General features: G+C 43.8%; 14 protein-coding genes. 4 read left to right on the top strand and 10 right to left on the bottom strand.

What is annotated here, in order from left to right; genetic code table 11:
* Positions 1–11 precede the first annotated feature (11 nt).
* Complete coding sequence (locus tag MHI55_RS15885) at positions 12–902, top strand: carbohydrate ABC transporter permease (RefSeq protein WP_100526293.1); 891 nt, start codon at positions 12–14, stop codon at positions 900–902.
* A gap of 105 nt (positions 903–1007) precedes the next feature.
* On the opposite strand, the gene MHI55_RS15880 is transcribed toward MHI55_RS15885, so the two are convergent.
* Together MHI55_RS15880 and MHI55_RS15875 are read right to left on the bottom strand one after the other, a co-directional pair.
* Positions 1008–2753, bottom strand: coding sequence for a sensor histidine kinase (locus tag MHI55_RS15880; RefSeq protein ID WP_340390529.1), 1746 nt, complete (start codon positions 2751–2753; stop codon positions 1008–1010).
* A gap of 28 nt (positions 2754–2781) precedes the next feature.
* On the bottom strand, positions 2782–4398 hold the full coding sequence (locus tag MHI55_RS15875) for a helix-turn-helix domain-containing protein (RefSeq protein WP_164783284.1): 1617 nt from the start codon (positions 4396–4398) through the stop codon (positions 2782–2784).
* Positions 4399–4585: 187 nt separating this feature from the next.
* Between MHI55_RS15875 and MHI55_RS15870 the strand changes: the two genes are divergently transcribed.
* Entirely contained in the window at positions 4586–4861 is a 276-nt protein-coding gene (locus tag MHI55_RS15870; protein ID WP_340030341.1) for a hypothetical protein, read from the top strand.
* Between the two features lie 220 nt (positions 4862–5081).
* Here MHI55_RS15870 and MHI55_RS15865 read toward each other — a convergent pair whose 3' ends face one another.
* The 6 genes from MHI55_RS15865 to MHI55_RS15840 all read right to left on the bottom strand — a co-directional run bounded on the left by MHI55_RS15865 (position 5082) and on the right by MHI55_RS15840 (position 13605).
* Positions 5082–5645 carry a hypothetical protein gene (locus MHI55_RS15865; RefSeq protein WP_340390528.1) on the bottom strand — a complete coding sequence of 188 codons (564 nt, stop codon included), beginning with the start codon at positions 5643–5645 and terminating at the stop codon, positions 5082–5084.
* Positions 5646–5871: 226 nt separating this feature from the next.
* Positions 5872–7599, bottom strand: coding sequence for a thiol reductant ABC exporter subunit CydC (cydC, locus tag MHI55_RS15860; protein WP_340390527.1), 1728 nt, complete (start codon positions 7597–7599; stop codon positions 5872–5874).
* Positions 7596–9419: a thiol reductant ABC exporter subunit CydD gene (gene cydD, locus MHI55_RS15855; protein WP_340390526.1), complete on the bottom strand. Its 1824-nt coding sequence runs from the start codon at positions 9417–9419 to the stop codon at positions 7596–7598. The genes cydC and cydD overlap by 4 nt, the downstream gene beginning before the upstream one ends.
* 14 nt (positions 9420–9433) lie before the next feature.
* Complete coding sequence (locus tag MHI55_RS15850) at positions 9434–10447, bottom strand: cytochrome d ubiquinol oxidase subunit II (RefSeq protein ID WP_179086461.1); 1014 nt, start codon at positions 10445–10447, stop codon at positions 9434–9436.
* Complete coding sequence (locus tag MHI55_RS15845) at positions 10447–11811, bottom strand: cytochrome ubiquinol oxidase subunit I (protein ID WP_036615789.1); 1365 nt, start codon at positions 11809–11811, stop codon at positions 10447–10449. Before MHI55_RS15845 ends, MHI55_RS15850 begins: the two co-directional genes overlap by 1 nt.
* 399 nt (positions 11812–12210) lie before the next feature.
* Entirely contained in the window at positions 12211–13605 is a 1395-nt protein-coding gene (locus tag MHI55_RS15840) for an MFS transporter (protein ID WP_340390525.1), read from the bottom strand.
* Positions 13606–13714: 109 nt separating this feature from the next.
* Here MHI55_RS15840 and MHI55_RS15835 point away from each other — a divergent pair, with 109 nt between their 5' ends.
* Both MHI55_RS15835 and MHI55_RS15830 read left to right on the top strand, forming a co-directional pair.
* Complete coding sequence (locus tag MHI55_RS15835) at positions 13715–14590, top strand: LysR family transcriptional regulator (RefSeq protein ID WP_340390610.1); 876 nt, start codon at positions 13715–13717, stop codon at positions 14588–14590.
* Complete coding sequence (locus tag MHI55_RS15830; RefSeq protein ID WP_340390524.1) at positions 14587–14787, top strand: GNAT family protein; 201 nt, start codon at positions 14587–14589, stop codon at positions 14785–14787. Before MHI55_RS15835 ends, MHI55_RS15830 begins: the two co-directional genes overlap by 4 nt.
* 59 nt (positions 14788–14846) lie before the next feature.
* On the opposite strand, the gene MHI55_RS15825 is transcribed toward MHI55_RS15830, so the two are convergent.
* The gene (locus tag MHI55_RS15825; protein ID WP_340390523.1) at positions 14847–16037 is read right to left on the bottom strand and encodes an MFS transporter; all 1191 of its coding nucleotides are present in this window, start codon (positions 16035–16037) and stop codon (positions 14847–14849) included.
* A gap of 131 nt (positions 16038–16168) precedes the next feature.
* A complete protein-coding gene (locus tag MHI55_RS15820) occupies positions 16169–17593 on the bottom strand; it encodes a 6-phospho-beta-glucosidase (protein WP_340390522.1) in 1425 nt (474 codons plus the stop codon).
* Positions 17594–17601 lie beyond the last annotated feature (8 nt).

The following is a 17601-nucleotide window of genomic DNA, read 5'->3' as shown; positions in this document are numbered from 1 at the left end:
GAACTTACATTATGATCTATGATAAAAGTATGAGCAGACGTGTGTTTCTTATCATAAACTACACCATACTGCTTCTAATCTCTCTCCTATGTATTCTGCCGTTTATCAACCTGCTGGCTGTTTCATTCAGCAGCAGCGCAGCTGTATCTGCGGGGAGTGTTACGTTCTGGCCTGTGGAATTTACGACAAAAGCCTATGAATTTGCATTAACTGGAGGATCATTTTTCTCCTCTCTCTGGGTAGCCATTCAACGAACCGTTATCGGAACGGTGGTGAATCTGGTTCTGATCGTACTCACGGCTTATCCCCTCTCCAAATCCAAACAAAAATTGATGGGGCGTAATATCTATATGGGATTTTTCATAATAACCATGTTATTCAGTGGAGGACTAATTCCAACCTATCTCGTGGTTGTCAAAATGGGACTGATCGATTCCATCTGGTCTCTGATCCTGCCTGGGGCCCTCCCCGTATTCAGCATGATTATCCTCATGAATTTCATTCGGGGGCTGCCCGAAGAGATTGAAGAATCAGCCATTATCGATGGTGCTGGGCCTGTACAGGTATTGCTTCGTATTCTACTCCCACTTCTCAAGCCCGCTCTCGCTACGGTTGGTTTGTTCAGTATCGTTGCCCACTGGAATTCGTGGTTCGATGGCATTATCTATATGAACAATCCAGACAATTATCCATTACAAAGTTACCTCCAGACCCTCCTGCAAAGTTTTGAGCAAATCATGCTGAAATCTGGGTCAGATTATACGCAGCTGTTGTCCATGATGAACGCCAGAACGGGGCGCGCCGCTCAGATGTTCCTGGGTGCGATTCCGATTTTACTCGTGTACCCATTCTTGCAGAAATATTTCACCAAAGGTTTGGTGCTAGGTAGCGTCAAAGGGTGAACAAAAGGGCTCGCAGTTCATACTGCGAGCCCTTTGTTTATATCTAAACTTATGTTTATGATCGCTGTGCCGCATTATGAGATGCATAAATGCAAGCATGTATGACTATTTGGCTTCTATGATGGCAGGCAGCAGAATGGAGAAAATGGTGCCTTCACCCATTTTACTCTCCACCTGTATTCCATAGGGTTTCCCAAAATGAAGCTGAATCCGCCGCTGCACATTATGCAATCCAATCCCATTCGTTCCCCTACTTGCACCGGGCTTCTCTTCCAATAGATTCTGCATCGTATGATGATCCATACCAACACCATTATCGCAGACTTGGATCACAACTTCATCCAGCTGTGATTGAATCCGAATGGTGATGATTCCGTCTTCTTCCAGTTCGGCCAGACCATGAAAAATCGCATTCTCCACAATCGGCTGCAGGATCATTTTGGGCATGCGATAATCCAGCAGTCTATCCTCAACCTCATATCTCATTTGAATACAATCATAGTACCTGACATTCTGAATCGTTACGTAATTAGCTATATTATCGAGTTCTTCACGAATGGTTACGAGGGTTCCATCGGATTTTGTTGCATAGCGAAGCATCGAGATTAGTGCATCGGTCATTTCCACGATTTTATCAGCCTGCTGCATTGTGGCAATCCATTTCACCGACCCAAGTGTGTTATACAGAAAATGGGGCTTGATCTGGTCATGGAGCGCACGCATCTCGACCTTCGCTTTCTCTATTTCTTCCTGCTGCATCCGTTCGACCATTCGCTTCAATTCGTGCGACATTCTGTTAAATCGAATGGATAAATGTCCAATCTCGTCTCTTGATCCAATAGGTTCAACTTGTTCAAACTGACCTTTCTCGACTAGAGCAATATTCCGTAGCAGTTTTTTAATGGGAGTTGTGATCACGTGAGATAAAAAGATGGATATGACGGCAGCAAAAAGAACAATGACAATGGCAAGCGTCACCAGATTACGGCCCAATATTATGCCATCAGCAGTCAGCTCATCCAAAGGCATATATAAGTACGTTGTCCATTTTTGCTGACTAAGGGGACTGGTCACCACGACATTTAGTGATTCAGGCGGACGAACGTTGTCCCGGAACAGTGTCCCGATTAATCGTTCATTCACGTTATATACGATCTTGTCATCCTCATCAACGATCATGAATCTGGAGCGCAGCCCTTCCTGCAAGTTTCGATTGACGATTTCGATGAATTTGATATCAATGCTGACAACAATCACGCCAAGCAGTTTTCCACTAGTCACATCATGAATTTTGCGAGCGTGTGACACTGCCAGTATTTTATTCTCCAATTGCTCATCAATTCGTGTTGTGAGGGTAATGGTTCGATCCTTATCATGCATGAACTTTTTAAACCACAATTCGTTTGCTACTTTGAAGTTTGGATCAATGGGTTGATGTGGACTGACAAAAAGGTCTTGCCCCCCGTTCATATTGTAGAGGTAAATGGAGAATACGCGATCTTTCATCATGATATAATTCATCAGAATATTGTATGCGGCAATCTCATGTTGTTTATCACCCTCTCGCAGGAAATCCTGGATCGGAAAACTCCCTTCATGAGTCGCAGACAGATTGTCACTAAGCCCATTGCTGGCTAGCAGCGAAATTTTCTCAATCTCCTTGAGGAACTCATCAATGCGAATATTCGTCTGTTTGGCCAGATCGTTTAGCAACGTTGTATAGTTCTGTGCCAACAACCGCTCTGAGGAGTAATACGAATTGATTGTCATCACCAATACCGGAAGGATAATGACCGTCATACAGATCACCATAATTTTGTACTTGATTCGGAAGGGCCGAACATGCTTCATATGCTGCACCTCTATTCACCGATTACATTCATCCCTGCTGTAATTCTCGATATTCCTCAGGAGTGACACCTACCGATTTTTTGAAAATCTTACTGAAGTACGTGTAATTATGGTAACCCACCTTTTCTGCGATTTCATACACTCTCATTCCTCTGCTCAATAGATACGCCTTGGCATGTTCAATTCGAACTCGGGTCAAGTACGTGATAAAGTTCTCTCCTCGTTCCTGTTTGAACACACGGCTGAGATACGACGGATTCACACTGATTTGGCTAGCGATACTTTGCAGTGAGATATCTTCCGCATAATACTTGTCGATCAATTCAGTGGCGAGATCGGTGTAAGTGCTTTCCTGTTTGATTTGGGAATCGGTTTGGAAGTAATATGCAATATGAGCAAGCATATCTTGGTGGATATCCTCCCAATACTCCCCCTTTAGAACGATTTCGTAGGGTGATTTTTCTGTTAAAGAAGGGGCACCTCTTTCCGTAGCTCGGGATAGATGGGAATGTATCGTTTCCATTACCATAATATATTGCTTGCGAATGCTATTCTCATCTGCTCGTAGCTGTTCCAGATTGGATCGGATTCCTTCAAGGAACTCTTCCGCCATTTTGTTGTCTTTGCTTACCCATAACTTCAACAAATCTCGTTCTTGTTGCGGGCTTAAAGCCCCTTTAACTTCATGTCGATCTGGGGATTGAACCATATCATTGTAATACAACACCTGGTTGCTTCCTGTGAAGAAACTCTGTTGTAGAGCCGTTTCCGCCTCTTGACAGGCTTTCCTGATGTGAAGGAAACCGGAAGTCATTCTACTTACCCCAGCCGTGAGCGATAGATTCATAAAATCCTTGATCGAAGACAGCAATTTATTACATAGTTTATTCAAGTCGGCGTGTACAGATTGGCTCTCAGGAAGTACATTGACGATCACCCAATATTCTGAGGAACTTTCAACAAAAATCTCTTTCTCCCACTTCGATGGAATGATCTCTTCCATAATATTAAGAATCGAAAATCGGAGCAGCTTTTCCCCCTTCTCAACATATTTCCGCTTTGCATCCTCGTAATAGTTCACGATGAACTTCATGACAACCAACTGGTCCGAACGTATACGAAAATGTAGTTCTTCCGCTTTGGTGACGATATCCTCCTCACTAATGAATCCGCTTACAATATCTTGGAAGAAACTATCCTTTAGATATCTTAGGCTCTTGGAATAGTCCTGTGTTATAGAGGGTGTGTTGGTTGGGTGAACATGTTCACTTTGCAGTTTCTGTCCAACAGTGCTCAGGAGGTCAATAAGGGAGGATTCGGTGATCTCACTTTTAATCAAGTAATCTGAAGCGCCAAGTTTTAGCGCCTCTTTCACATAATGAAATTCGTCAAAATTACTCAGGATGACATACTTACAGGTTTTCAGTACGCAGGAGGCCTCTTGTATAAGCTGTAGCCCATCCATAATCGGCATCTTAATATCTGTAATAATTAGATCAGGCATCACTTCAAGCGCAAGGCTTAATGCCTCTTTTCCATTTCCCGCCTCACCAACAACATAGAAATTGTACTCTTCCCAATTCAGCATGGAACGAATTCCAACCCGCATGAGCAATTCATCATCTACGATCATCAGTTTATACATGCGTATCCCCCAACATGAACCATTTTTAGATATTTTACCATTAAACGAACTGTTGCAAAGATGTCTAGCGAACCTTATTGAATTGCGGGTATCATAAATAACACTTTTACAGAACATACGTTCCTGTTATAATCAGATTATCGTATTTGGTGTAACATAACATGCCCGCCTGGAAAGGATACATATCATGAATTTATACAAGTTTGAATTAACGGTGAACGGATATCTATTACGTGTTCATTTCAGTGCATCTGAAGAAAGTGGATTGAAATGGTGCAAACGAATTGCTACTGAATTCCAGAACAACGTTGCCAATCTTGAGATCAAGGTTGATATACATAAAAAGCAGAAACAAAAGCATGCACGGGAATATCACGGAAAGCCATATCTGTATGATAGGACACTAAGGAAAAAACCGCTTGCGAAGAAAAATAAAACGGCTGAATCATCTGCGGTTATGTGAAGGTTACTAAAAGACTTTAAGATTCTCATCATATAGTCTAACTGGTTGGAGAGCATTTTAATTCGGGTGTTCTCCACTATGCCGAACAGTTTAGCGCCTCTGTATACTCTTGTCCTTCCTGACCTTCCTTTAAGACAAAAGATAAAAGCCTGCTCCTATATGGAACAAGCTTTTATCCGTGTCAGTTGTACTATATGCCAAGGAAGATTTTTGTTCACCCTTAGTATCTCTCTGATTCCTTAAATATCATATAACGATGGACACCTCTGACAGCATGCATTGCTTCCTGTAATAGCTGAATCGCAGTTTCGCGTTGTCCCGCTTTTAGTTCGATCGCTGCAAGAAGCGAAGATCTCATCCAGACCTTGTTAATGGATTTCAAGTGTTCCCTCGCCTGCTCACTTCTTCCTTCTTCCATAAGCAAATACGTTTCATAATATGTACGATAATCCGATCTACGCATATTCTGCACCGCAGTACGAACAGCTACCAAGTCGTTGCGATAGGAGCCGTAAGCTGCATTATAGACTGCTTGGGTCCTTTTATTGGTGTCCTCATTTCTGATGCGCTCTATTGTGTGTTCCAATTCATCATCAAGTCTGTTTGCAAGAGCGTAATAGATATAAAGCTTTGGGGTATTCTCCTGTCTGCGTAGAAAAGCCTCGACGCGGTCCATGCGTGTTTCCCAACCCAGAGGATAAAAAATACGAATGGTAAACATGATCAGAGTAGCGGTGAGAACGACTCCAAGTATCCAAAACAGAGATTGGTCATTCATCTTCATGTACACAACAAATAAAAATACGGCCAAATAAAAAAACAATATCCCACTTATATTTTCCCATCTTCCATCTCCTTTATAGACATAAAAAACTATTATATCAAAACAAACCCCAAGGAGTATATGCACCGCATCCTTTGGGGTTTAGTTAAATTTATAAAAATTGATTTATTGAAGTTTTCTTCATTAACGACAATCGACCGTATTGTCTACTCAATAGACTAGATTCTTACGCCCCGACGTCTCCAATCATTTGTCGTTCAATTTGTTTCATTTCATAAAAATAGCCTTTTTGCTCCATCAGCTCGGAGAAGGAACCTGATTCTACAATCTTGCCTTTGTCCATGACCACAATCCGATCCATCTCTTCCAATCCCGTCAGCCGATGGCAGATCAGGAGAAGTGTATCTTCGGATGCCTGTGCCAGAAGATGCTGCAATACACGTTGCTCTGTGACGTAATCCAGTGAAGAAGTTGGTTCGTCCAGAAGCCATAACCGTCCTTTGCGCAGCATGGCCCGTGCGAGAGCCAACCGCTGCTTCTCGCCATCCGACAGGTTTTCCCCTTTTTCATACACCATGTCGGTCAACAACTTATTCGGTAGTTGGACTTTATCCAGCACAGCCAACAGTTGTTCATCCGAATGTTCTTCTCCATTCAGCAACAGGTTGTCCCGGATGGTTCCCCGGAAAAAATGACTTTGCTGCAACACAACATTTGCCCTTTGCCATATGCTCTCTTCATTCAGTTGCTGCACCGGAACATCGTTTAATCGTATATCGCCAGACGTTGGTGCACGCAGCTTGAGTAACAAATCGATAATCGTTGACTTACCTGACCCGCTCGGCCCGACAATTGCTGTTTTGGAGCCTGCTGCAAGTTGCAGAGAGAGCTCCCTCAGCGCTGGTCTCCATTCCCCTTCATATTGGAAGTTAACACCGGATAGTTCAATCGAAACCGCCTGATCGGCTGACAATTCACTGCTTGGCTGTACAGGATGCACATCGGAGGTTGGCACCGTTTCCGCCAGTCGCTGAGCGGCGTGTTCACTGTCCTGCTTATACAAAGGTAATATAGCCATTGCCGCAGCTTCTTCGAACACGGTCTGCGTGGCCAGGATCAGCATGGCGAGGAATACACCGGCAAACGCTCCATTCACAATTAAAAAGGCGCTCAGTGCCAGCACTCCCCATGTAACAAGATACGTCACAAAAACGTGCATGGATTGCCCGCGCAGCAGGTGCGAAGCGGCTTGTTTCTGTTCCGTTGCCAATGCAGCGGAAGCCTGTTGAAGCTGTAGCTCACGCTGTTCCAATTGGCCGTATACTTTCAAATCCCTGAAACCATACAATACTTCGGTTACTTCCGTGGACAGCAAGGCCCGTTGCTGGCGGACACGTCCGTGTATTTTTCGCTGACCTAACAAGACAATACCTGGTACAACAAATGCCGTAATCAGCATACCTAGTACTAACAAACACGCAATCCAGATCGAAAAGGCCGAAGTGAACAACATGGTAGCCAAAAACACCATAACGACCATGATGGGTGGATACGCGACCCGCAAAAAGTAATTTTGCAAGCTTTCCACATCACCCACGATCCGCGCAAGCAGATCCCCGCTTCGATTTTTGTTCAATATACCTGGCGTTACCGGGATCAGTTTGGCAAAAAAGGACGTCCGCAAGCGGCTCAGCATGGAAAATGTTGCCCTGTGCGAATACAAGCGTTCTCCGTAGCGGCTCGCCGCTCGAAGGAAACCAAGCAGTTTGACCATGGAAGTGAGTACAATTAAGGTGTACAGCGGTGGAGCAAATACCGTTTGCGATATCATATACCCACTCGCGGAAAAGAGAGCTACCCCTGCTATGCCGGCGATAAATCCGCCCAATATCGAAAGTAAGATATCCTTGCGCTCCTGAATCATCGCTTTTGACAGAATCGTCAGCTCATTCATACTAACCCACCTTTCCGTTGTACATCCACCATCTCCGCATATTGAGGCAGGCGCGCCAGAAGCGCTTCATGATGTCCTGAATCCACCAATACCCCACTATCCATAAACAAAATGTTGTCCGCATGTTGAATTGTATATAAACGGTGAGCCACAGTAATCATCGTTGCCGTTTTGGCTAATGCCGCAATGGATTGTTGCAATACCCGCTCGGTGTGTAGATCCAGACCAACGGTGGGTTCGTCGAACAAAATGACGGATGGTCTCTTCAGAAAAGCACGTGCTAAGGCAAGTCGCTGCTTTTCCCCACCAGACAGCCCCCGGCCACCTTCACCAACAAATGTGTCCAGTCCCTGCTCCAATTGTGCAACAACGCCAGCAAGTCCTGCTTCCTCTGCCGCCTGCTCAATTTCAGTTCTGGAGACGTTCCGCCCCGCCCCAATCGCAATATTTTCCGCAAATGTACCTGCAAAAATATACGGATGCTGTGTAATGTAGCTAACACGTTCAAACCAAGCAGCCTCATCCTGTTGCGAAAGCTGGCTTCCGTTAACCAGAACCGCTCCCGAATCTGGTTTCAGTAAACCGGCAATGAGATGAAGCAGCGTGGTTTTACCTGAGCCACTTTTGCCTACAATAGCAATCTGTTCTCCCGGTCCAATCGAGATCTGTCCTGTCTCAAGTCCAAAGGAATCAGGTGTGTACTGGAATCGGACATCGTTCAGTTCAATGGTTGGTGGCATTGTTATCAACTCGGCACGAGCTGTACGAAGCTCTTCCATCTTTGCAATTGCATCGACATCGGTTAATTCGCTTTGATCCGGTCCTTCTTCAGGCTTCGTTTGTGTGCTCTTGACACTAGTGTCCGCGAGCATCTGTTCCACCTTGCGAATGGCCCCCATACTGGTTCGCCCGCTGTGGAAAGCCGTTCCTGTATTCTTCAACAGACTGTAAAACTCAGGGACGAGTAACAACACGAGAAAGGCCGTGTGGAAGCTCATCGATTTGAAAACCAGTAATTGAATAGCCAGTTCAAGCGCGACAATACCAATGCTTAACATCACGATCGATTCCAGCATAAACGTATTTGTAAATGCAATCTTCAAAATGCCCATGGTGGCATCACGATACCCCAGACTGCTGCGTTCAATCTCCTGCTGTTGACGTTTAGCCCGTCCGAATATTTTTAACGTAACCAGCCCTTGAAGCGAATCCAGAAATGTACCGGAAAACTCAGCCAGTTGCGCGTATTTTTCTTCTGATTTGTTCTTTGTCTTGAGCCCAACCAAGATCATGAACAGCGGGATAAACGGTGCCGTAAACAACATAATCCAGCCTGTGTTAGAGTGCTGCGTAAACGTAACAACCAGAATCAGAATCGGGATCATCGCAGCTTCCATCATTCGAGGCATATATTGACTGAAATAACTGTCAGCCTCATCTACAGCATCCAAAGCAACACTGACCTTTCCTCCCGTCTGTCCACTCAGGGTTGAAGGCATGGAAGCGCGGGTCAGGTTCTGCAACACAGATGCTCGCATATTTGTCTTGGCGCGTGCTGCCATATGCAAGCCCACTTTCCCATTGCCATACGACAACAGTGAGCGTACAGCCATAACAACCAGTAATAGGACAAGCAACAGCATCACTGATGAAAAGGAAGCTTTCTCTACAAAGATTCGCTGGACTGCTTCAGCCACCAAGGTGGCCTGGCTTATAATAGCTACACCAAGGGCCAGCGAAATGATCGCAAGGAGAAGTCTGTTTTTTCGTTGTAAAGACATTTGCTGCGAGATCAGATTGGATTTGCCTCTCCTTTTCATTGAACGCTCCTCCTTTATTTTTTCCCTTTCACATAATCCGCATCAAACAGGAACAGTTTGAAGACCAGGATTAGAGAAGGAATTAACAAGCACAGACCACCGATAAACACAACGACGAGTGCAAAGCCCATTGCAGGTGATGTGGCGCTACTCTGAATGGTGATGTATGGATCGAGAATGTAAGGATATTGCCCAATCCCGTAAGCAAAAAAGGCTGTGAGAAATTGCAGCATGATGCATATAAAAGCTAAACCATAACGGCGTCCGTTATATAACAGCCACATGGCAATCATGAAAAACGCAACGGAAAGCGCCAGCAGCCACCATAAATCCATCATATTTTGAAAATGACGCTCATTGTGTTGACCCAAATATATAAATGCAGTCAGCGCGAGAATAATGGTCGGTGTGCTCCAGAACAAAGCATAGTTCCGCATCAGCTTCAATGCCGAATGGTCCTCTGCGCGAGAAGCGTAAAATGTGAGAAATGATCCGCTAATGAACAATACGGACACGATCGCCAGTCCAACGATGCTCCACGATAATGGATTCGTAAATAGCGCCCAGTAATCCAGGGAAACGGTATCTCCCTGCTTCAAAATAAAGCCACCTTCAGACAGGGTCAGTGCCACTGACAATGACGCTGGAATAAGTAGACCCGTAGCTCCGTATAAGAACAAATACACGATACTTTTTTTGGAACCATAATTTTCGAAAGCATAGAACGACCCACGAATGGCAAGTAGAATGACGGCAATACTTCCTGGAACAAGCAGCGCGGAGCCATAATAATAGGCCGTGTCCGGGAAAAATCCGACGATACCAATATAGAAAAAGACAAAAAATACATTGGTGATCTCCCAGACAGGTGATAGATAACGGGAGATCAGACGATTAATCAGATGATCCTGCTTTGTCAGGCGTGCATAAAAGGCAAAGAAACCTGCTCCAAAATCAATGGAAGCTACAATAAGATAGCCGTACAAGAACAGCCAGAGTACCGAAATACCAATTAATTCATAACTCATCAGGCCTGATCCCCTTTCTTGGCTGATTGATCATGCTTCTCCTTCAACCATTTCTCCATCTCGAGTTCAGCAGGATTGTTATTGAACAACCGTCTCAGTACGACGACACACATAACGCCTAGCAGGATGTAGAGAAGCAAGAAGACGAAAAATAAAATTCTCACACTCGGTGAAGAAGTAGCGGCCTCTTCTACCCGCATATAACCTCGGATGATCCATGGCTGCCGCCCGATCTCTGCATAGAACCAACCCATCTCAACGGCCAGAAAAGCAAGCGGTGCACTCAGTGCAACCATACGAAGCATCCACTTGTTAAACTGATTACGTTTCTTCCAGAATACAAACAGGAAGTACAGACTTGATATAGCAAGCAGAGCGAATCCAATACCAGCCATTAGATCAAACAAATAATGCACAAGTAAGGGCGGGTGTTCATCTGGTGGAAATTCGTTCAGCCCGGTTACCTCGGCGTTAAAGTCTCCAAAGGCAAGGAAACTGAGCAGTTTCGGCAAATGAAGAGCGCCTATAATTTCATGTTCTGCATTCAGCCATCCCAAAAAAATCAAATCCGCGCCGCTTTCCGTCTCGAAATGCCACTCGGCAGCTGCGAGCTTCTCCGGCTGATGCTCAGCCAAAAACTTGGCAGACACATCTCCAGCTAAAGAATTTAACAAACTGAATACCAGCACAACGGCCATCATGAGATTCAAACCTTTTTTGTGGTAGGCCGACACTCCTTTTCTCAGCATCGCAAAGGCTGCTATTCCTGCTAACAGAGCAGCTCCTGTCAGATAAGCCGAGCTTAATACATGGAACACTTTGGAGAACGTCGCTGTATTCAGCATCGCTTGCACGGGGTTCACTGCCATGAATTGACCTGCTTCCATGACAAAACCTTCAGGCTGGTTCATGAAGCCGTTCACTGTTGTAATAAAAACAGCAGACATGCCTGCCCCGGCGACAATTGGGATGGTCAGCAACCAGTGGATATACGGATTTTTGAACCGATCCCACGTGTACAGATAAATGCCCAGGAATATTGCTTCAAAAAAGAATGCAAATACTTCCATAAATAGCGGCAGTGCAATGACATTCCCGGCAAGTTTCATAAAATTCGGCCATACCAAGGCCAACTGTAGTGAGATCGCTGTGCCTGTCACGACACCAACCGCGACAGAAATGACAAACCCTCTGGACCACCTCTTTGCCATAAGTATGTAATGGTGATCCTTCTTCCGAATGCCGATGAACTCTGCAATAGCAATCATCAAAGGTACGCCGACACCAAGCGTTGCAAAAATCACGTGGAACCCGAGCGTCAAACCAGTCACTAGCCTGCTCCATAAAACCGTATCAATAGCCATTCTTTGTGTTGCCTCCTTTCAAACTCTGTTCAATTTAGAAACATTCAATATCAGATTTGGCCAAGCTCAATGCAGAGTTGCGAAAAATTTCACAAAGTTAGGTATGACGATATCTTGCCACACCTATAATGCGTTTACTCCTGTAGGCCCCCGATAATAACAAGCATTGGATGCCTATTAAAATCTGATATTAATGCACTTAAAGTACTAACCAAGCCTATTAATCAAAATTATTATATCTTTATTTTTACCTAATTCAATCAAAGACACGTCTTCTACCCTAAACGTTCAAGAAAGGATCAACTCTTTCTGACAACTTGGTGAAAGTCAAAAAATACACCCAATGGAGCTATTGATTCATTGGGTGTAAACGTGTTATTGCACGGAAGATTCTCTATTTTACTTGCTTACTTGCTCCGGACTCACTAAACCTGCCTCGCGACGTACGCTCATGATGATCAGTGATGCAGCTAATACCGTAAGGATGATTCCAAGCTTCTGAAATCCTGTCACATTGAATGTATCCCCCATAACAATTCCAATCAATAACGACGATAAAATGGTCCCCAGGTAGCGTGATGTATTAAAAATACCCGATGCCACTCCGATCATTTCTTTCGGTGTGCTTTTAAACAGTGCTGCTTGCATGCCGACCGCGTTTAGGCCATTACTTATTCCAAATAAAGCTAAAGCAACAATGATTATGAAGATTGGAGAAGTTTCATTCATAACAACGATCAATATAGATCCAAATGTCATTAAAGAAGCGGATACGATCAGAGCTGGCCGTGATCCTGATCTGTCAATCCAGCGCCCTGCGATCGGAGCAATAATGACTGAACATAACCCCAAAGCTAGCATGCTCATTCCTGTATGAACTTCGTTGAGATGACGTACCTGCTTCAAATACGTAGGAACTCCAAAAAAAAGTGCGTAAAACAGGATGTTCACCAGCATGTATTGCACATTCACCCAAGTCATCTCCGGATATGAGGCAAACGTTCGCAGAGGGATAAAAGGCGTGGCTGCTTTTAATTCATGTCGGAAGAACATGACGAGTGCGATTAACCCGATCCCCCCTGTCAGCAGATGCCATGTTGAAATATCTCCTGTGGAATTTACTGAAAGTAAACCGATGAGCAGAGTCACCAAAGCTACCGTAAACATCAGGATACCTGGTGCGTCAATTAACGCGAGCCATTGCCGAATGGACATGTGACCAGAGATAGACGGAGATTGCTCGTCCTTCGGGATTGTTTTCCAGGCGAACCAAAAACTCGCCAAGACAAACGGAATATTAACGAAGAATATGCTGTGCCAGTCCCACCAATGAATCAATACTCCACCAATAAAAGGTCCAATTGCAGCCGCTCCAGAAAGGAATATAGCCAAGGTGGACAAGGCGGAGGCTTGTTTTTCAGTCACGTTCATTCTGACAATCGCCATTCCGACGGCCACCATCATGCTTGTGCCAATTGATTGAACAATCCGGAATACAATGAGCCACGAAAAACTGGGAGACCACGGAGCTAACATGGACGATACAAAAACAATAACAAGACCCATGAGGAAGATCTTCCTCCGGCCAAACAAATCACTACACTTGCCCATGACGGGTTGAGCGACAGCACTGGCAATGTAAAATGATAAAATAATCCACGAAACGGCTGTAAAATTAAGTTGATACACTTGTTGTAACCTGGAGATTGCCACCGAAATCATGGAGGAATTCAACGGATTCAACATAATTCCGAGTCCAACAGCTAACATCAATCCTTTATTTCGAACGTTCATTGGTGCACCTCTCTCTCTTCTGCTGTTATCTTACTTGAACGTATTCATTTATTCCAACGCATTATATGTTATGATTTGATGAACTAGAAGGAATGAAGTGATGGTGCAAATGGAGCTTCTTCAACTAAAATATTTCCTGACGGTGGCCCGATGCGAACATGTTACGGAAGCTGCGGGAAAGCTGCATGTCACGCAATCCTCCCTGAGCAAAACGATACAACGATTAGAGGACGACTTGGGAGTCCCTTTATTTGATCGAATCGGGAGAAAGCTGCGATTAAACGACTTTGGAAGAACATTTCTTCAGCGAACTGAAAAAGCCTTATTTGAATTGGAACAAGGAAAGCGGGAAATCGCTGACCTCTCCAACCCGGATCAGGGTACACTGCAATTGGCGGTGACTACGGCGAGCACATTGCCAGGTATACTGCGGGAATTCCGGAAAAACAAGCCGGATATTCAGTTCCATGTGCAAATGGTTTCGTTAGAAAACATGTCCAGACTCCTACATCGGGGCGAGGTGGACTTTTGTCTCTCCTCCCCTCCGATTCAAGGTGACGATATCGAATGTCAGATACTATATGACGATCCGATTGTAGTCGCTATTCCTATGGGTCATCGATATGCATACCGAAGCAGCATTAAATTATCCGAGCTTAAGGACGAGTGGTTTGTTGGGGTGAAGCAAGGGTATGGGGTTCGTGATATGGTAGATTCCGTATGTCAATCCGCTGGTTTCCTACCAAAGTATGTGTATGAAGGTGATGAGCCTGCAAGATTAACAGCCCTTGTTGAAGCGGAGATCGGTCTCGCGTTTATACCTAGCACAGCCAGAAACCCGCATGAGCGCATTAGATATCTTCAGGTAGAGGAACACCAGCTCGTTCGGGAAATCGCTCTACTTTCGCACAAAAACAGGTATATTTCCAAAGCCGCTTTAGAGTTTCGCAGCGTGGTTATGGACTACTTCAGTGCTATGCCATGAGCATAAATTCAATCCAGAGGAGTGCATTCGAACATCTGAAATTTCACCGCATAGAAGCTCATATTAATGTGGATAACACCCCTTCCATGAAACTGGCAGAGAGTGTTGGTATGGAATTTGAATGTCTACGTAAAGGGTTTATACACGAAAATAATGAATGGACCGATCACTTGGTGTATTACAAAAATTCTAATTAAACGGTTCATACAACTTACTCTAAAACAAGGGAACTCCATATCATGAAGTTCCCTGTTTTCTATGTTTGTTGAATATTCTTCTTTTTGCGATGAAGGGTTACTACTCCCAAACTAACTGCTGAAATCCATAATAGAATTATTGCATTACTTGAGACTAATGATTGCACTGTATCTAGTTGTAATAATTGCGTAATTAACCTTCCTTCATACGGTGAAAGTGTGGCTCCCAAGTTATACGCGATTAGAACAATGGTCGTACCCAGCTTTGCCATTTTGGCGATTTGTTGTGCAAAAGTATGCAATAAATAGGGCATTATACAGCGGAATGAAAACCCGATGATCATTGAGCACACGGTAGTAAGCATGATACTTTGCGAGATCGTCGTAACGAACATCGAGCTTCCAAGTAACAGAATCGATAATGGAACGATATAGTTACCGAGTGTTTTGTATACTTTCCCAAAAGAAAAGCCGGCAACAAAAGCTCCCAAACCTATAAATGCAATCATGTTGCTTCCATTTGTCGCAGTTCCGATTTTTTTTTCCAAAATCAAAGGAGTAATCTGTAAATTATAATTGATGAAAATAGCTACTATTACAAATAATAAGAGACCATAGCCAATCATGACTTGAAGGGCTTTTTTATTATTTGTGTGGCTTGGATTCGTGCTGACCTCTTCTCTTCTATTAAGCTCTTTTTTATCAGAAGGAACGAAAATCAGGAATGCAATGAAAATAGGAAGTGCCAGGGCGTAGACATAAAATGATGTGTGCCAGCCCATTTTCAATAGTTGACCAACGAGTAGTGTCAGACAAATGCCTCCTAATCCCTCAAAGGCACTTTCTAAGCCAATTACGGTTGCTTGTTTAGCTGGATTCTTATGATACATATCACTGATCATCTGAATGATGAGCCGGTTAAATAAACCTACACCTAACCCAAACAAACAGCGAGAAATGAACAGCAACGGAAAAAGGTCATGATACAATGCAGGGAATACTCCCGCAATGAGAACAACTCCTAATCCAGTTAGTATAGTTGCTTTCTTCCCAATAAGAAGTTCAAGTCGATTAGCAATTAACACACCAAGAATGACAAATAATGAAGGTATGGTCGTTAATAATCCTACATGTGTTACCGATATCTCTGGAAAATCATTGGTTATCGCAGGAATGTTAGCGGCAATCACTGGACCTGAAGAAATTAATAACGCAACGGACAATAACGAATATGTTTTAAGCTTCTCCATGGATATTATAAAAAACCAACTCCTAATGTTTGTATTTGCTCCATATGGCCGATAGTTAGCCTTAATGCTGCGATAAATGGATAAAGCAGTAACGCATAAGTCGATGACTTCATACGTTACTGCTCAGTCGATTAGAGTTCTTTGCCGTTACTTTGAATAACTTTTTTGAACCATTCAAAGGATTTTTTCTTGCTGCGTTTCAACGTACCATTTCCAGCGTCATCTTTGTCGACATGTATGAAACCGTATCGTTTACTCATCTCTCCAGAACTTGAGCTTACTAGATCAATGCAACCCCACGACGTGTAACCCAACAACTCTACGCCATCTTCTTCCACTGCTGTTATGAAAGCTTGGATGTGTTGACGCAGATACTCGATTCTATAATCATCAGCAACATATCCCGTCTCATCAGGAGTATCTATCGCTCCTAAGCCATTTTCAACGATGAATAGTGGCTTTTGATAGCGGTCATACAAGGAGTTCATTGTAATTCTTAGACCTTCAGGATCGATTTGCCATCCCCATTCACTCGTTTTCAAATGAGGATTGCGCAGTGTCGGAAACAGGTTAGCTGCCGTTTGTGTGTTTACTTCCGGATCTGCACTGGTTAATCGTGAACCATAATAACTGAACGAAACGAAATCAACCGTATTATTTTTCAAACATTCCTCGTCCCCGTCTTCCATGGCTAAATGAATATTCATTCGTTCTAACATTTTCTTGGCATAGTTTGGGTATTCTCCTCGGGATTGTACATCGACGAAGAAGTAGTGCTCGCGATCTCTTGTCATGGCTTTCCAGACATCATCTGGTGCACATGTATACGGGTAAGTGTTGGCACCTGCTAACATACAGCCAATCTTAATTTCCGGGTTAATTCTACGCGCAATTTCAGTTACTTTTGCACTTGCGATCAATTGATGATGAGCCGCCTGATACTTCACAGCATCCTCATTCTCACCTTCTTCAAACACTAGGCCTGAGCTGCCAAAAGGTAGATGCAACAGCATGTTAATTTCATTAAAGGTAAGCCAATACTTCACTTTATCTTTATAACGGGTGAAGATCGTTTCACACAGTCTCTCATAATAATCCACCATTTTTCGACTTCTCCACGATCCAATAGTTTTCACCAAATGAATAGGGACATCAAAATGGGTAATGGTGACTAACGGCTCAATGCCATACTTCAAACATTCGTCAAATACATTTTCATAGAATTTCAAACCCTCTTCGTTGGGTAACTCGTCATCTCCATTAGGGTAGATCCGAGTCCATGCCAAAGATAAACGGAAACACGTAAAGCCCATCTCTGCAAATAAAGCAATGTCTTCTTTATACCGATGATAAAAATCAATAGCCTCATGACTCGGATAAAAATGTTCTTGATCACACTCCAACATTTTTAACTGTCCTCGCATGACAGGAACACGATCTTTCCCTGCCGGGATTACATCAACTGTGGATAGTCCCTTGTTGCCTTCTGCATATCCACCTTCACATTGGTTAGCAGCAACTGCCCCACCCCACAAAAAGTCTTTTCTTAAAGTCATTAAAACAC

Origin of the sequence: Paenibacillus sp. FSL E2-0151, from assembly GCF_037993015.1 — a bacterium.
Classification (GTDB): Bacteria; Bacillota; Bacilli; order Paenibacillales; family Paenibacillaceae; genus Paenibacillus; species Paenibacillus amylolyticus.
Note: the sequence above shows the minus strand (reverse complement) of the source record. Positions and strands in the feature narration are given on the sequence as shown.

Excerpts from the sequence above, each read along its gene's own strand:
- MHI55_RS15845 (WP_036615789.1), bottom strand. The coding sequence starts at position 11,811 with ATGGCTATTGATACGGTTTTATGGAGCAGGCTAGTGACTGGTTTGACG.
- MHI55_RS15865 (WP_340390528.1), bottom strand. The coding sequence starts at position 5,645 with ATGAAGATGAATGACCAATCTCTGTTTTGGATACTTGGAGTCGTTCTC.
- MHI55_RS15835 (WP_340390610.1), top strand. The coding sequence starts at position 13,715 with ATGGAGCTTCTTCAACTAAAATATTTCCTGACGGTGGCCCGATGCGAA.
- MHI55_RS15820 (WP_340390522.1), bottom strand. The coding sequence starts at position 17,593 with ATGACTTTAAGAAAAGACTTTTTGTGGGGTGGGGCAGTTGCTGCTAAC.
- MHI55_RS15850 (WP_179086461.1), bottom strand. The coding sequence starts at position 10,447 with ATGAGTTATGAATTAATTGGTATTTCGGTACTCTGGCTGTTCTTGTAC.
- MHI55_RS15840 (WP_340390525.1), bottom strand. The coding sequence starts at position 13,605 with ATGAACGTTCGAAATAAAGGATTGATGTTAGCTGTTGGACTCGGAATT.
- cydD (WP_340390526.1), bottom strand. The coding sequence starts at position 9,419 with ATGAAAAGGAGAGGCAAATCCAATCTGATCTCGCAGCAAATGTCTTTA.
- MHI55_RS15825 (WP_340390523.1), bottom strand. The coding sequence starts at position 16,037 with ATGGAGAAGCTTAAAACATATTCGTTATTGTCCGTTGCGTTATTAATT.
- MHI55_RS15830 (WP_340390524.1), top strand. The coding sequence starts at position 14,587 with ATGAGCATAAATTCAATCCAGAGGAGTGCATTCGAACATCTGAAATTT.
- MHI55_RS15885 (WP_100526293.1), top strand. The coding sequence starts at position 12 with ATGATCTATGATAAAAGTATGAGCAGACGTGTGTTTCTTATCATAAAC.
- MHI55_RS15875 (WP_164783284.1), bottom strand. The coding sequence starts at position 4,398 with ATGTATAAACTGATGATCGTAGATGATGAATTGCTCATGCGGGTTGGA.
- MHI55_RS15870 (WP_340030341.1), top strand. The coding sequence starts at position 4,586 with ATGAATTTATACAAGTTTGAATTAACGGTGAACGGATATCTATTACGT.
- cydC (WP_340390527.1), bottom strand. The coding sequence starts at position 7,599 with ATGAATGAGCTGACGATTCTGTCAAAAGCGATGATTCAGGAGCGCAAG.
- MHI55_RS15880 (WP_340390529.1), bottom strand. The coding sequence starts at position 2,753 with ATGAAGCATGTTCGGCCCTTCCGAATCAAGTACAAAATTATGGTGATC.